Source organism: Antrihabitans stalagmiti (assembly GCF_016482825.1).
Classification (GTDB): domain Bacteria; phylum Actinomycetota; class Actinomycetes; order Mycobacteriales; family Mycobacteriaceae; genus Antrihabitans; species Antrihabitans stalagmiti.
In genome coordinates, this window is sequence record NZ_JAEMNV010000009.1 from 181,091 (window position 1) to 196,293 (window position 15,203).

The 15,203-nt window shown below is 62.3% G+C and carries 14 protein-coding genes; 12 read left to right on the forward strand and 2 right to left on the reverse strand.

From position 1 onward, the window contains the following. Window positions 1-4 precede the first annotated feature (4 nt). The 3 genes from JGU71_RS24340 to JGU71_RS24350 all read left to right on the forward strand — a co-directional run bounded on the left by JGU71_RS24340 (window position 5) and on the right by JGU71_RS24350 (window position 3,310). Window positions 5-961, forward strand: a complete 957-nt coding sequence (locus JGU71_RS24340) for an alpha/beta hydrolase (protein WP_233530035.1) — start codon at window positions 5-7, stop codon at window positions 959-961. Further along, complete coding sequence (locus JGU71_RS24345) at window positions 961-1,578, forward strand: class I SAM-dependent methyltransferase (protein ID WP_199707215.1); 618 nt, start codon at window positions 961-963, stop codon at window positions 1,576-1,578. Before JGU71_RS24340 ends, JGU71_RS24345 begins: the two co-directional genes overlap by 1 nt. 181 nt (window positions 1,579-1,759) lie before the next feature. After that, entirely contained in the window at window positions 1,760-3,310 is a 1,551-nt protein-coding gene (locus tag JGU71_RS24350) for an adenylate/guanylate cyclase domain-containing protein (RefSeq protein WP_199707217.1), read from the forward strand. Here JGU71_RS24350 and JGU71_RS24355 read toward each other — a convergent pair. Then, complete coding sequence (locus JGU71_RS24355) at window positions 3,307-3,474, reverse strand: hypothetical protein (RefSeq protein ID WP_199707219.1); 168 nt, start codon at window positions 3,472-3,474, stop codon at window positions 3,307-3,309. The two genes, JGU71_RS24350 and JGU71_RS24355, sit on opposite strands and share 4 nt — an antisense overlap. Before the next feature lie 326 nt (window positions 3,475-3,800). Here JGU71_RS24355 and JGU71_RS24360 point away from each other — a divergent pair, with 326 nt between their 5' ends. The 9 genes from JGU71_RS24360 to JGU71_RS24400 all read left to right on the forward strand — a co-directional run bounded on the left by JGU71_RS24360 (window position 3,801) and on the right by JGU71_RS24400 (window position 14,174). Further along, a complete protein-coding gene (locus JGU71_RS24360; RefSeq protein ID WP_199707221.1) occupies window positions 3,801-5,375 on the forward strand; it encodes a flavin-containing monooxygenase in 1,575 nt (524 codons plus the stop codon). After that, on the forward strand, window positions 5,372-6,346 hold the full coding sequence (locus JGU71_RS24365; RefSeq protein WP_199707222.1) for an SDR family NAD(P)-dependent oxidoreductase: 975 nt from the start codon (window positions 5,372-5,374) through the stop codon (window positions 6,344-6,346). Before JGU71_RS24360 ends, JGU71_RS24365 begins: the two co-directional genes overlap by 4 nt. Beyond that, window positions 6,346-7,911, forward strand: a complete 1,566-nt coding sequence (locus JGU71_RS24370) for a flavin-containing monooxygenase (protein ID WP_199707224.1) — start codon at window positions 6,346-6,348, stop codon at window positions 7,909-7,911. Before JGU71_RS24365 ends, JGU71_RS24370 begins: the two co-directional genes overlap by 1 nt. 15 nt (window positions 7,912-7,926) lie before the next feature. Beyond that, window positions 7,927-8,844: a metal-dependent hydrolase gene (locus tag JGU71_RS24375; RefSeq protein WP_199707226.1), complete on the forward strand. Its 918-nt coding sequence runs from the start codon at window positions 7,927-7,929 to the stop codon at window positions 8,842-8,844. After that, complete coding sequence (locus JGU71_RS24380) at window positions 8,841-10,100, forward strand: saccharopine dehydrogenase family protein (RefSeq protein WP_199707228.1); 1,260 nt, start codon at window positions 8,841-8,843, stop codon at window positions 10,098-10,100. The genes JGU71_RS24375 and JGU71_RS24380 overlap by 4 nt, the downstream gene beginning before the upstream one ends. A 42-nt stretch (window positions 10,101-10,142) precedes the next feature. Continuing rightward, a complete protein-coding gene (locus JGU71_RS24385; protein ID WP_199707230.1) occupies window positions 10,143-11,207 on the forward strand; it encodes an alpha/beta hydrolase in 1,065 nt (354 codons plus the stop codon). A gap of 28 nt (window positions 11,208-11,235) precedes the next feature. Further along, window positions 11,236-11,997 carry a class I SAM-dependent methyltransferase gene (locus tag JGU71_RS24390; RefSeq protein WP_199707232.1) on the forward strand — a complete coding sequence of 254 codons (762 nt, stop codon included), beginning with the start codon at window positions 11,236-11,238 and terminating at the stop codon, window positions 11,995-11,997. A 26-nt stretch (window positions 11,998-12,023) separates the two neighbouring features. Further along, window positions 12,024-12,704 carry a hypothetical protein gene (locus JGU71_RS24395; protein WP_199707234.1) on the forward strand — a complete coding sequence of 227 codons (681 nt, stop codon included), beginning with the start codon at window positions 12,024-12,026 and terminating at the stop codon, window positions 12,702-12,704. 84 nt (window positions 12,705-12,788) lie between these two features. After that, window positions 12,789-14,174: an ABC1 kinase family protein gene (locus tag JGU71_RS24400; RefSeq protein ID WP_199707236.1), complete on the forward strand. Its 1,386-nt coding sequence runs from the start codon at window positions 12,789-12,791 to the stop codon at window positions 14,172-14,174. Here the strand turns inward: JGU71_RS24400 and JGU71_RS24405 are convergent. Next, a complete protein-coding gene (locus tag JGU71_RS24405; protein ID WP_199707238.1) occupies window positions 14,155-15,192 on the reverse strand; it encodes a ferredoxin--NADP reductase in 1,038 nt (345 codons plus the stop codon). The genes JGU71_RS24400 and JGU71_RS24405 overlap by 20 nt on opposite strands. Between the last annotated feature and the right edge of the window lie 11 nt (window positions 15,193-15,203).

The window sequence follows — 15,203 nt, forward strand, 5'->3', positions numbered from 1 at the left end:
CGCGATGTCCAGAGCATTCTTCCGACCGCTCGTGGGCGGGTACTTCGTCTTAGTCGAGCGCGGGCCCCTACGCGGAGATCGGGCGTTCCGGTTGGCGAACTTCGTCGATCTCCTTCTCGCGCCACTGCGTCCGCCACGCGGAACTCAACGCCGGGCGGTCCAGTTCGAGAAGTTCCGTGCCGAATGGTTGTGGCACCGCGAGGATCCCAGCCCCGACGCGGTCGGGCACGGCGCGATCCTGTACTTGCATGGCGGAGCGTTCGTGACCGGAGGGCTCAACAGCCATCGCAGACTTGCAGCACGCATCGCCCGCGCCGCCGGGGTAGCGCTCTTGAACGTGGATTACAGGCAACTGCCACACGCTCACTTTCTCGACAGCGTCGACGACGTGGTCACCGCCTACGAACATCTGCTCGAGCTCGGCTTCGCTCCGCGGAGGATCGTCTTCGCGGGGGATTCGGCCGGTGGCGGTCTGACGTTCGCCGCCGCACTCGCCGCCCGCGATCGCGGCCTGCCCACTCCGGCAGCGATCGCCGCCATCTCCCCCTTGGCCGACTTGGACTCCACCTTGCGCGCAGCGCATCCCAACGACCGGCGCGATGCAATGCTGTCGGCGCGTGGGCTTGGCGCGCTTGCCAGAGTTGGTTTCGCCCGCGGCGACGAACTCGATCCGCAGTGGTCGCCGGTCAGTGCGGAGTTCACCTGCATGCCCCCTGCATTGATCCAGGTCAGCGACTCCGAGGTGCTCCTGGTTGATGCAGAACTGCTGGCCGATCGCTACCGTGAGGCGAATGTTCCTCTGACGCTGCAGATTTGGGACAACGCGATCCACGTATTCCAGTTCGGAGCCGATCTACTCCCCGACGCACGCTCGGCGATCGCCGAGATCGGCCACTTCGTGCGGAGCGCATTCGACGACGATATCCAGGACTTGCAATCGGTAGACGGGGAGCGGTCGTGATGGGTTTCTACGAAGATCGCATGCTCCCCCGGTTCGTCGATCTGGCCTGCGGTTCGTCGATGCTGGACTCGGTGCGCGAGCGAACGTGCGCGGGATTGTCCGGACGCGTGGTCGAAATCGGGTTCGGTTCAGGGCGAAATGTGCCCTTCTATCCGGCCTCGGTGACAGCAGTCAGCGCCGTCGAACCCGCCGACCTCGGTTGGGGTATGGCCGCCTCCCGGGTGGCCGCCTCGGCAGTGTCGATCGAGCGCGCAGGACTCGACGGACAATCGTTGCCCTTCGAAGACAGCATGTTCGATTCCGCGCTGTCGACGTGGACGCTGTGCACTATTCCGGATGTGATGGCAGCCCTCGCGGAGGTACGCCGCGTGTTGGTGCCCGGCGGCGCCCTTCATTTCGTCGAGCACGGGTTGGCGCCCGATGCAAAAGTGCAAAAGTGGCAGCACCGATTCAATCCTCTCCAACAGGCCGTCGCGGGGGGCTGCCATCTGAATCGCGATATTCGCGGCTTGATCGAGGCGGCGGGATTCGAGATTCGGGATATCGAGCGCTTCTACGAAAAGCCTGTGCCGAAGACCTGGGGAGCAATGTCGCTGGGTGTCGCTATCGCACCGTGAGTGCAGCGCAATCGGCCAGTCGGGCACAGTCGTATTCCGGCACACACAGTTTCATCTCCGACCGCACGGTTCCATATTCGGATAATGTTATTCCCTGGATAACACAGAACTGCTCCTCCAAACGAGGGTGTCCGACGATGCTTCTTCCGTATGCAGCGAACTCGTCGCGGGTGACCGAATAATGTCGCGTATAGCAGCTCTGTACGAAGTCGGCGGCGTCCGATTCGTGAAGCGTTCGCTGTTCGGTATCCAGGGTTTCGGCTTCGTAGTCACCATGTTCACCAGCTTTTTTGTTCTGCCGATGTACTTGCCGACCTCGCTGGGCGAGCGAGTGTTTCTCGCTGTCGGTGCCTTCGCGTCCGGTGCCTCTGAAGGAGTACTGGCGATCTGGTTGATGCGGCCCGCACTGAACCAGCTCGAAACGTGGAACCGAACCCGGGATCCATCGACCGCTCGCGCGACCTGGGACGTCGTCGCTCGGGCGCCGCTGCTCCCGGTGCGGTCGGTGGCGACCTATGGCCTGGTGACTGCGCTGGTAGTCGCATGGACCGTTGCGGCGCAATGGAAAATGGATCTGGATCGGGTGTCCGTCGCGGCGTTGTTCGTCGGCTCGGGACTCGTCTGGTTCTTCTGGATCGCGGTGCGCCTCTTCGCCGCCGAACGGTTGTTGCAACCCGCGCTCGCTCAGATCGGCATTGTGATGCTCGAGCACGACGCGCCTGTGTCGAGCGCCGTGCACGTCAGCCTGACCCGCCGTTTGCTCATCACTGTCACCGGCATCACGGTGGTTGCAGGAACTGTCGTGACCGGAATAGTCGGGGACCGCACCCCACAATCGTTGCTCCTCGGGATCGCCGCGTCCATCGGGGTGACCATCGCGGTTACCAGCTGGCTCATGATTCCACTCGCCCGGTCGATCACCAGACCACTCTCCCAGCTACGCGCCGCTCTCACCAAAGTCGGACAAGGAGATCTCGACACCACGGTCGCGGAGGTTTCAGCAGACGAAATAGGTTCACTTGCAATGTCTTTCAATGCAATGGTCGTCGGATTGCGGGAGCGAGACCGCATTCGAGACACCTTCGGAGCCTACGTCGATCCGGCAGTCGCCGAGCACATCCTCACCCATGGCCACGCGATCATCGAGGGCGAGGACGTCGAGATCACCGCCCTCTTTCTCGACGTACGCGGGTTCACCGGTTACAGCGAAACCCACACAGCACGCGAAGTGGTCACGATGTTGAACCAACTGTTCGAACTTGTCGTTCCCGTGATCGCACGCCACGGCGGTCACGTCGACAAGTTCATCGGCGACGGTTTGCTCGCCGTGTTCGGCACCCCACAGCCATTGACCGACCACGCAAGCAGAGCATTAGACGCCGCTTGCGAAATCGCCGTAGTCGTTGGCGATCGTGAACCGCGAATTGGCATGGGGCTCAACTCCGGAACGGTCGTCGCGGGCACCCTGGGCGGGGCTGGGCGCTACGACTTCAGCGTGATCGGAGACGTCGTCAACGTCGCAGCGCGCGTAGAATCCGCCACTCGCCGGACCGGCGACACCATTCTCGTCAGCGAACACACGCGCACATTGCTCCCAGCCGCAGAAGCCTCCGCCCTGATTGCTCGACCCGCCGTACCCCTCAAAGGGCGAGCCGCGCCGGTAGCCCTCTATGCGCCCGGCACTGTGCGAAGCTCGCGGGTTGGCGACCACCGACCAGGGCAACGAGACTAGTGGGCCGCAACCATCGCCTTGCGTCGCGCAGCCGACACTTCCCTTCGGCGAAAGTCGAGGCCATCGGCATCGTGCATCAACAGCAGCGACAACAGCGACAACAGCGACAGCGCCAGCAAGCCGACGAATGCCGTTGCAACCGGCTCGATATTCAGAATGAACATGTGATCGGACTCCTCCGTGGGAACCAACTCGGATAGCTGCCCGGGCTCGAAGTCTGGGCGATCCCACAACCCTAGATCCGATAGGTATCCGAATACCATCAGTCTTCCGAACGAGTGGCGATGAACTCGCCATTCGCCGATTGACGCGTACGTCACACCTCCACCACAGAGCCACGGCCGACCCGATCTCCAAATCTGTCCTCAATCAGGATTGTCTTGATATTCGGATAATGCTATTCTTTGAATCGAAAGTTCTCGCTACGACAAGGGAGTCGAACGATGATTCATCCGACATGGTCAACAGCTCGCATCCGGCGGTGTGGAGGATGACCGCCGCGCCGAAGTCAGCGTCGGACGGCAGCGTCGACCACGAGGTACTCATCGTTGGCGCGGGTTTCGGCGGCATCGGCACTGGAGTGCAGTTGACCAAGGCTGGAATCGACGACTTCCTCATCGTCGACAAGAACGACGGCATCGGTGGCACCTGGCACGCGAACACCTATCCCGGTGTGGCCGTTGATATTCCGTCGATCTACTACAGCTTCTCCTACGAACCGCCGAAGAAGTGGACACGAATGTTCGCGCCGGGAGCTGAGGTGAAGGAGTACGCCGAGCAGGTCGTGGATTCCTACAAACTTCGCTCGCGGATCAAGCTCGGCGTGAAGGTCGAGAGCGCAGTGTGGGACGAACAAGCTCATGTGTGGCGCGTCGGGCTCGGTACCGGCGAAACCATCGTCGCCCGCTACATCGTCGGCGCGATCGGCGCACTGGAGATCCCCCAACTGCCCGATATTCCAGGCTTCGAGATGTACGCCGGGAAGGTGGTGCACACGTCGAAGTGGGACCACGACTACGACTACGCGGGTAAACGAATCGGCGTCATCGGCACGGGAGCAACTGCGCTGCAGCTGATCCCGGAGCTTGCCGATATCGCCGAACAGTTGACGGTCTTCCAGCGCACCCCGATCTGGGTCGCACCGAAGCCCGACTTCCCGATTCCCAAGGCCGTCAGTACCGCACTGCTCAACATGCCGGTGCTGCGTCGCAGCATTCGAGCGGGGGTGACCGTTGCGATCGATTTCGGTCTCACCGGCATCGGCGTGTTCCACGAACGTATCCCGTACCTCGTCGAAGCACTCGAACGAGGCGGCGCCAAGGGCTACAAGGCCTGGCTGCGCGGCAATCCTGAACTTGCACAGCAACTTACGCCAGACTATGCCCCCGGCTGCAAACGCCCATCGGTGTCGAACCGCTACCTGAAGACGTTCACAAGGCCGCATGTCGAGCTGGTCACGTCACCGATCCAGAAGATCACCGAAAGCGGCGTTGCAACCGACGACGGCACGACTCGCGACTTCGATGTCCTCGTGTGCGCCACCGGTTTCAAGGTCATGGGCAAGGGCACCACTCCCCCGTATCCGATGCACGGCGTCGGCGGGCTCGACCTGAACCAGTTCTGGGACGAGAACCGCTTCCAGGCCTACCAGGGAGTTTCGGTTCCGCGGTTCCCGAACGCTTTCCTCATCACCGGACCGTACGGCTTCGCCGCGGGCTCCTACCTCGCGATGATCGAGTGCACCAGCCGCCATGCCGCACGCGCAATTGCGGAGTCCCGACGCCGTGGTGCAACGCGAGTCGAGATCAAGCAGGAAGCGCACGACGCCTACTACGACAAGTACCGCCGCCGTGGGGAAAAGACGATGTGGCTCTCCCCCGCCTGCGAAGGCTCCAACACCTACTACGTCAACTACCAGGGCGACGCCGCGACGATTCGCCCGAGCACCCATCTCGAAATGTGGTGGGGAAATAAGCATTTCCCGCTGGACAACTACCGCTACTCGGTCCTGCTGTCCGACTCGGCCCACCATCCAGCCATCGAACTAGAGGAGGCCCGATCATGAAGATCAACCGTTTGCAGCCGAAGCTCGTTGTGGTTACCGGCGCCGGCAGCGGAATCGGCCGCGCGATCTCGCTCCGATTCGCCAAACTCGGCGCACACGTCGTGGTCTCCGATATCGACCTCACGACCGCTGACGAGACCGTCGCGCTCATCCAAGCCAACGGAGACCGCGCGTCATCGACGCTGCTCGATGTCACCGACCCCGATGCGTGGGAGCGCGTCGCCGCTGACGTCCGGGCAACGTTCGGCGTCGCCGACGTGCTGGTGAACAACGCCGGCCTGGTCATCACGGGGGCATTCCTCGACACAACTCCACAGTCGTGGGACCGTCAGCTCGGCCCGAACCTGCTGGGCGTCGTGTACGGCAGCCTCGTATTCGGAAGGCAGATGGCAGAACTCGGCAGAGGCCACATCGTCAACATCGCCTCCGCGGCGTCCTACACACCCGTTCCAGGAACCTCCGCCTACAACGTCTCCAAAGCCGGAGTTCGGATGCTGACCGATTGTCTCCGAGTCGAATTGGGACCGAAGGGCGTCAGCGCCACCTCGATCTGTCCCGGACTGATCAACACAAATCTCGGCAATCACGCCGAGACGGTGGGTATCGATGCGAACCTGTTCCAGGACGGCATGGGAATGCTCGACCGAGTCAGAGACTTCGTCGATACCCTGCCGATCTCGCCGCTCAGCCCGGATCTTGTGGCGCGGGCTGCGGTGCGCGGCGTCCGCTTCGACCTCGACGTCGTTCCCGTTCGCACCGAAGCCTGGCTCACCTACGCCATGTACCGCATCGCCCCCTCGGTAACCCGCGGCATCCTCCGGCAGTTCCCTGTCGAGCGTCTCGAGGCGGCAGGCGCTCGACTGCTCGACGTACTGGACCGCACGGCCAAACCCGATACTGCGTCCCACGGTCGACCGCTGGTTGCAGCAACAACCAACGGCCACAGTGCATTCGACGGAGGTCACCAGTAATGACACTCTCGAAATCCGAGCCGCAGTACGAAGTGGCTGTCATCGGCGCAGGGCCGGCGGGCATCGCCGCCGGCGCGAAACTCCGCAAGGCCGGGATCGACGACTTCGTGATTCTCGAACGCGCCGACGATGTCGGCGGCAGCTGGCACGAGAACCACTACCCCGGCCTCGGCGTGGACGTACCAGCGATCGCCTATCAGTACTCGTTCGCCCGCAACGCCAATTGGAGCCGCTTCTTCCCACGAGGCGAAGAGGTCAAGCAGTATCACGTCGACGTTGCGCGCCGTTTCGATCTGTATCCACGAATCCGCTTCGGCAGTAACGTCGAACGCGAGGAATGGCATGACGTCGGCCGGTATTGGACGCTGCACCTCGACGACGGGTCGACAATCACCGCACGGTTTTTGATCAGCGCAATCGGCGCCTTCGTCCGACCCAAGGAAGATGTCGGTATCGCGGGTGCGAAATCGTTCAAAGGCAAAGTCCTGCGGCCGAGTTCGTGGGACGACGAGTACGACCTGACCGGCAAGACGGTCGGAATCATCGGCACCGGTGCAAGCGCGGTTCAGATCATTCCGACCATCGCACCGGACGTTGCCCAGCTGACGGTGTTCCAGCGGACCCCGGTGTGGTCAGTGCCGAAGCCCGACTTCACTGTCCCGCGACCGGTACAGCGTGCCTTCGCAATTCCAGGGGTGCAGCCTGCACTGCACGGAGTTGCCCTGGTTGCGATGGACCTGCTCTTCCGGTCGATCGTCAAGCCCCCACCACGTTTCGTCAACCCAACGTTGAACAAGTTCGACGCGGTCACCATCGCGGCATACAAGCGCTTCGTTCGTCGAGTTGTGAGTGATCCGCAGACCGCCGCGAAACTCAGTCCGAATTTCGGCTTGCTCGCGAAACGTCCCACGATGTCGAGTGGCTACTTGAAGGCCTACAACCGAGACAACGTCACGTTGATCACCGACCCGATAGAGAAGATCACTCCGACCGGGGTCAAGACGCGTGCCGGAGTGCTGCACAAACTCGACGCGTTGATCCTCGCAACCGGATACGAGGTCTTTTCCGATCCCGAGACCTATCGTCCGGGAACGATTGTCGGACGCGACGGTTTCGATCTCGCCAAGTTCTACAACGAGGACGGACTGCAGGCCTACGAAAGTGTGTCGGTCCACGGCCTACCCAACCGGTGGACGTTGTGCGGGCCGTACTCGTGGACCGGATCGGGTTGGCACTCCTTCGTCGAGATGACCGCCGACCACGCGATTCGGGCTATCACCGAAACCCGCCGCCGTGGTGCGCAGGTCTGCGAGATCCGCAAGGACGCCGCGGACGCCTACCACGCCAGGACCTACGAGCGCGGCGCATCGCTGCGCTACTACCTCGCCGATCTCAACGGCCACGTGCCGACTTACTACCGAAACTCCCAGGGCGACACCACTTATCTACGTCCAGCCGGATTCTTCGAGGCCAGCCATGGGAACCGCAAGTTCCCGCTCGATGACTACCGCTACGAACGGGTCGCCGAGAACGCATTGCCGACAACGATTTCCGCTACCGCCTGAGAAAGTGAGCTGACCATGTCCGTCACATCGATTCTCCGCAAAGACAAGACACCGCTTCGTACCTCGAAGGACACAACGCCGCCGAAGGTCCGGCGTATGCGGTTCCGCTTCGGCGAAGCGGCTCCGATGGAACACCTCTTCATCAATGGGAACATCCCTTTGAGCCACGGCCTGGCGATCGGGAACGCGGCGATCCCGCTCGGCGAGGAAACAATGCTCCGCGCGGTCAAGAAGTTCATGAAAGATATCGAAGATCCCGTACTCAAGAAGCGGGTCGTCGGATTTGTCGGTCAGGAACTGGTGCACAGTAAGGAACACGACCGCCTGAACGACGAACATCTCGCCAACCTGCGGTATCCGATCGCGAACTCGGTCATGACCGTTCTTCGCGAAGGAACACGCAGCTTCGAGGCGTTGGTGAAGCTCGAAGACTTCGTCGGGGTGAAGTTGCACATGGGCGTGACCGCGATGCTCGAGCACATCACCGCGACGCTCGGTCGTCGGATGTTGGCGAACGAAGAGCTCTACAACATGCCAGGCGCCGATCCGGAGGCACTGAAGCTCCTCACCTGGCATGCGTTGGAGGAACTCGAGCACAAGTCGGTGATGTTCGACGCGTACCGCTACGTCGGCGGCTCGGAGGTCGCGCGCATCGGCAGCATGGCAGTCGTCGTTATCGGCCTGTACCCGGTCCTCGGCCCGCTGGTGCTGCTGTCGATCCTGCGCGACCGCGAGTCGTGGCATCCGCTTGTCGTCGCGCGGCAAACCGCGCAGATCGCCCGCGGCCCGCTCCTCAAGGGTCTGCTCGGCGAACTCGCGGAGTTCATGCGTCCCGGCTTCCACCCGGACGATATCGACACCGAAGACCTTGTCCAGGAGTGGCAACTGAAGCTGTTCGGCGCGAACGGCGAACTGGTGGACCGACTCCGATGACGACAACACACGGTCGAGAATTCGACATCGTCGTGTTCGGTGCCACCGGGTACTCCGGCGCAGCCAACGCTCGCTACCTCGCGACGCATGCGCCAAGCGACGTGTCCATCGCGCTCGCGGGCCGCAGCTTGCAAAAGCTGCAGAAGATTCGAAGCACGTTGCCGAGCCGCGCCGCGCAGTGGCCGCTGATCGTCGCCGACGTCGACACTCCGTCGACGCTGGATGCCATGGCAGCCCGCACGAAAGTGATTGTCACGAGTGTCGGCCCGTGGATGCGCTACGGGGAGAATCTCCTCGCCGCTGCGGTGAATGCGGGATGTCACTACCTCGACCTGACTGCCGAAGTTCCCTTCGTCCGCTGGTCGATCGACAAGTACCACGAGCAAGCCGTCGCGAACGGCTCGCGAATCATTCACTCTGCCGGATTCGACTCCATCCCTTCGGATCTGCCCGTTTATCTGCTGTACAAGGCTGCAGCACAGGACAATCAGGGCACGTTGACCGACACGACAACCATCGTGCGGAAGATCGTCATGGCTCCCTCGGGCGGTTCGGTGGACACCGTTCGCGTATATGCCGAACAGATGTTCAAAAAGGGCTTCCTCCGGATGATGCTCGACGCGGACTCCCTCACCGACAGTCCAGGTACACCCCATCGGCAGCGGACCCGCCAACCACGAGACATCAGGATTGTGGGCGCCGCCACGGTGGACCCTTCTCTGAAGGGAACGCTGGCACCGTTCATCGCGTCGTTCTACAACGCTCGTGTAGTGCGCCGCACGAACGCACTTCTCGACGGCGCGTACGGTCCGGAGTTCCGCTACAGCGAGGCCCTCGCCGTGACCCAACTGCCGATCGTGTCGACGATTGCCGCTGGCGTCGTCACCGCGGGCTACGCGATCGGGTTGAGTGCGTTCGCGCTCCCACCGGTTCGACGGCTGCTCGACTTCGCGTTACCCAAACCGGGATCAGGTCCGGGTGAGATGATCACCGACAACGGTTCACTCGCCGTCGAAACCTACACTCGCACAACGACCGGTGCACGATACGTTGCTCGACTGCAGGCTGACTGTGAACCCGGCTACGTCATGACATCCATCATGATCGGCGAATCAGCGCTAGCCCTCGTACGCGACGAAGACCGCCTGCCACCGGCTGCCGGTGTCCTCACAACAGTCGCAGCTCTCGGTGACGTGCTCGTCGAGCGGCTTCATGCCACCGCCAAAATCCACCTGGAATGTGAACGCCTCAACTGATGTGCCCGCCGACAACATTCACAACGATGTGAAGGGAAAGACATGACAGCCTCAGCCGAGCTCGCCACCGTATCGCCACTGCACCCGACCGTTGTCGCGGAGTTTCCGCGTCGATCGAGTCGGCGGTTGCGTGCCACCCATGCCGTTCTTCATGCGACCCTCCGCAAAGCTTGCGACGCAGCGGTGTGGGCCGACGACCGCAAGGTGCTGAGCCCGAAGGTGGGCCTCGCCATCACAACTCGCGTCGATCGCCTGCTGCTACCGCTACGCCCCCGGCGCGGTACACGGTTGCGAATGGTCGAGTTCCCGAAGTTCCGTGCGGAATGGGTATGGGATTGCTCCGTCGTCGACCCGGACGTCGAACAGCATGCCGCGATCATCTACTTTCACGGCGGCGGTCTATTTGCCTGCGGGCTCAATTCGCACCGGCGGATGGTCGCCCGCATCGCGCGCACCTGCGGAATCCCGCTCTTGAATGTCGACTATCGGCAGATCCCGGAAGCACACGTCACCGAAACGGTCGACGATTGCGTCGAGGCCTATCGGTATCTGCTGGACAACGGGTTCGCTGCGGAACGAATCATCGTCATGGGCGACTCCGCCGGCGGCGGGTTGTCGTTCTCCCTTGCCATGGCGGCCCGTGATCGCGGACTACCGATGCCGGCAGCCATAGTCGGCCTGTCGCCGTGGGCAAACTACGACTCGGCCCTTCGAAAGACCCATCCGAACAACCCGATCGACGCTCTCATCTCCGCCGACGGCTATGCAGTGCCCGCGAAGTGGGGCATCGCAATCGACGCCGGATTGGATCCCGCGTGGTCACCGGTCAACGGCAACTTCGCCGGCCTGCCACCCACGCTGATCCACGTGTCGTCGACGGAAGTACTGCTGTCCGACGCCGAACTTCTCGCCGCCCGCTACGCCGAATACGGCATTCCGTTGACACTTCAGATCTGGGACAACGCCTTTCACGTCTTCCAGATCGCGGCCGACCTCATCCCCGACGCCCGGGACTCGATCGGCGAGATCGCCACTTTCGTCGGCCGCACTCTCGACGCGGAACAGACCTCCCGACCGTCGATCTGGTCGGTCAAAACTACCGCTTGACAACAACTCTCGACGAAAGCGACTCCTCATGACCCGCACTGGTTCACCGACACCGACCGCACGCGCGGCCGACCTGCTCGACCCGGCTCGATGCCGGACCGTCGAAGCGCACCGCGACGGCTACCTCGACACGCTCGGCGCAACGGAACCGCCGATTCTCACCTTCGCGCAGCGACTGATGCGCACCACGATCTACTCGACCGGCTATCAACTGCTCCGCCCGTCCGTTTACCGACTTCTCGCCGGCGCCATCGGGTCGAACGGGGATGCCGAGCGTGCGCGTATCACCGGCTTGCTCCGGCTGGAACCGGGTGACACCATGCTCGATATCGGTTGCGGTCCCGGCAATTTCACCGGCTGGTTCGGATCCCAGACCTTTCCCGGCGGTCTCGCCGTCGGCGTCGACGCGTCACATCAGATGCTGCATCGAGCAGTCGCCGACAATTCCGGCCCCGCCGTCGCCTACGTTCGCGGAGACGCCGAAAACCTCCCGTTCGCAGACGGGATCGCCGACGCGGTCAGCTGCCTCGCTGCCCTGTATCTCATCAACAAACCTTTCGACGCGATCGAGGAGATCTACCGCGTCCTCAAACCAGGCGGTCGCATCGTGATTCTGACCAGTCTCGCGCCGAAAGGAATTCCGGTCGGCCCGCTCGAAAAGGTCAGCGGGATCACCATGTTCGGCCGCGACGCAATCACCGACGGCCTACGCAACGCCGGCTTCATCGAGATTGCGCTGCAAACAGGCGGGCTAGCGCAGACCGTGTCCGCCGTCAAACCAACCCGCTGACCCACCACACCACCGAGAGGTTCACCATGTCCAGCCCCTTTCTCGACCCCGGCATCGCCGACGGCGAAAAATCGATCTACTCCGTCCGAGTTGGCAGAAACCCATCGACCAGCCAGCTGACGTCGGTGATCGAACACGATAACGACGCCTACGTCGCCTACCTCGAGTCCGGTTCCAAGGACTCGTTCGGCATCAAGGTCGAGCAGCGCTTCCTGCGGGACAACGGTCGCATCGCGACCGACAGCTACCGTGCGGAATCGCGGTTCAAGGATCGCGTGGTCTCCCGCGAAGAAGGCTTCTTCACCGACACCGAGCACATCCCCTTCGGCGGCGAACTTGCCCCCTACCCGAAAGGTGTGATGCCTCTACTCGGCGGACTGACACTTCTGCGCGGCATGGACTTCACCCGCGGCGCAAAGATGAAACTCGACTTCTGGATGATGTTTTCGATCACGTGGCCCATCGAAGCCAAGGTCGAGAAGAGGACCACCGTGGATGTCGAAGCCGGACAGTTCGACACCTGGCAGGTCAACATCCGACCGAGTTTCAACCACATCAACGGCCTCCTCGACAAGGTCGTCGCCGGCTTCCTACCACCGTTCACGGCCCACTTCGACACCGGTGCTTCGCATCGCATGATCCGCTTCAGCTTCCCCACCGGACCGCTCCCCTCACACCCGAAATGCGTTCTCGAACTGTCTGCCTGACTATCGACGGCTTTGCTTCGACGTAGTCGTCACGTGCCCTTCCGACTGCCGGTAGGGTCGGACGAAAGCAAGTGGAGGTAGTTGGTGGCAGGCCGAGTTCCCAAATCCCGTGTCGCGCGCGGCGGCAAGCTGGGCCGCTTGGCCGCAGAGCAGGCCGTTCGTGGCGCGGGCACTCGAATTTCGATGATCGGCAGGTCCGATCGAGCGCGTGCCATTCTCGCGGAACGTTCGACGATGCAAGCCGCGGAGCAACTCGTCACCGTCCTTGGCACCATGAAGGGCGCGGCAATGAAGATCGGACAGATGCTGTCCGTTCTCGACCTGGACCTGATCCCGGAATCGCATCGAGAGGTTTTCCGCGACAAGCTCGCCGCATTGCGCGACCAAGCACCGGCGGCGCCGTTCTCGGCCATGCGCAAAGTGATCGAAACCGACCTCGGACCGCTGTCGGGGATATTCCGCGATATCGACGAGACAGCGATTGCGGCGGCATCGGTCGGCCAGGTCTATCGCGCGACCTTGCGCGACGGCAGGGCGGTCGCCGTCAAGGTCCAGTACCCGGGTGTGGACGACGCCATCCGCGCCGACATGCGCAATCTGAAGTTCTTCGGAAAGCTCGCCGCGCCGTTCTGGCCGGCGCTGAAAGACAACTCCATCTTCGACGAGATCGCGCGGAATCTGGAGAGCGAGCTCGACTACGAGCAGGAATCGCGAACGCAACACACAGTCGCGCAGCGGTATCGGGGCCACCCGTTCATCACGATCCCCGACAGCGTCGTCGAGCACTCGTCACCGCGCGTTCTTGTCACCAAACTCTTCGACGGTATCGGCTTCGATCACATGCGCACTTTGCCCGATGCCGACCGTAACCGCATCGGCGAGTTGATCTACCGCTTCTACATCGGGTCGATGTTCAGCCACAACGAATTCTGCGGCGATCCGCACCCCGGCAACGTCCTACTCGGAGCAGACGGGATGGTCGCATTCATCGACTTCGGCCTGTACAACCGGATGGATCCGGTCAACGTCGAGTTCGAGCGCTCGCTCTTGATCGCCGCGTGCGACGATCGGCCGGAAGAGTTGTACGGGCTGATGGTGGGCCGCGGCATCATCGATGCGACATCGGCTGTGACGCCAGCGGAATGTCTCGACTACGTACGATCTTCGGCCGGCTGGCATCTCCTCGACGAAGAGCTCACCATTACCCCTGAATTGGCCACCGGCGCACTGGTACTCGCGATCGATCCGCGGGCGGCGCAGTTCACCGGAATTCGTCGTCAGCAGCTTCCCGCCGAGCACGTATTCTCGCGTCGAGCAGACTTCTTTACCTTCGGCCTTCTCGGACAACTCACTTCGACCAACAACTGGCACCGCATCGCCCGCGAATGGGCTTACGGCGACGAGCCGGTCACCGACATCGGTCGGGCAATTGCGGAATGGCGGGCGACTGTCACTGATCGAACGCAATAAAGATCTCGTCGGATTCAGGCAGAGTCTGGCACGCAAGCGTGACGCCCATCTCGATGTCGTCGTCGGTGAGCGCATCGTGCATCAACATCCGCGTACGTCCTTTACGCACCGAGCACACACAGGTGCCGCAGATGGATTCCCTACATACGTACGGCGCGTCTATACCGTTGTCCAGCAACACATCCAGCAGGGTGCTGCCTTTCGGCCAGGCTAGCGTGTGATTCTGACCGTCGATCTCGACCGCGAGGACGGGGGCGTTGCCCGTGGTCGGGCGAGCCTGCGGCGCAGCAACCGATTCGAACGGATTGCTGTCGAGCGACCGGTATGTCTCGCGCCTGACCCGTTGCTCGGCTACGCCGATCGACAACAGTGCTTTCTCGATTTCATCCATGAATCCCGCAGGACCACAAACGAATACGTCATCGAAGGTGTAACTGCCGACGACGTCGGCCAGGGCTGCGGCCGTCGGCACACCTTTTTCTTCGACGAGCCAATGCACTACGTCGAGGCGCTGCGGGTACTCGCGCTCGAGTTCGGCCAGTTGGCGGTCGAAAATGACCGACGCACGGTTCTGGTTCGCATAGAGGACGGTCACTGCGCCTTCGCCACCCGCAAGGACCGTTTTCGCGATCGACATGATCGGCGTGATTCCGCTACCTGCCGCGCAGAGCAGGACGTCTTGGTTCAAGGTCGACGGAACGAACGTTCCCGACGGCGCGAGCACAGTGAGTACCGATCCAGTAATTATGTTGTCGCACAACCAGTTCGACGCGTAGCCAGCCGCGGTGCGTTTCACCGTGATCGCTGGGCTGGAGTCGCGGCTCGGACTCGACGACAACGAATAGCACCGCGCGACCGACCCGGTGGTCGAACTCGGAATCCGAACGGTCAGAAACTGCCCGCACGAGTACTCGAACTCGTGCGTCATGTGGTCCGGGATGTCAAGCACAATCGTGACCGAATCAGAGGTTTCAGCGATCACATCGCGAACCGCAACTTCATGAACGTTCGCGTTCATCAGGGAACCTC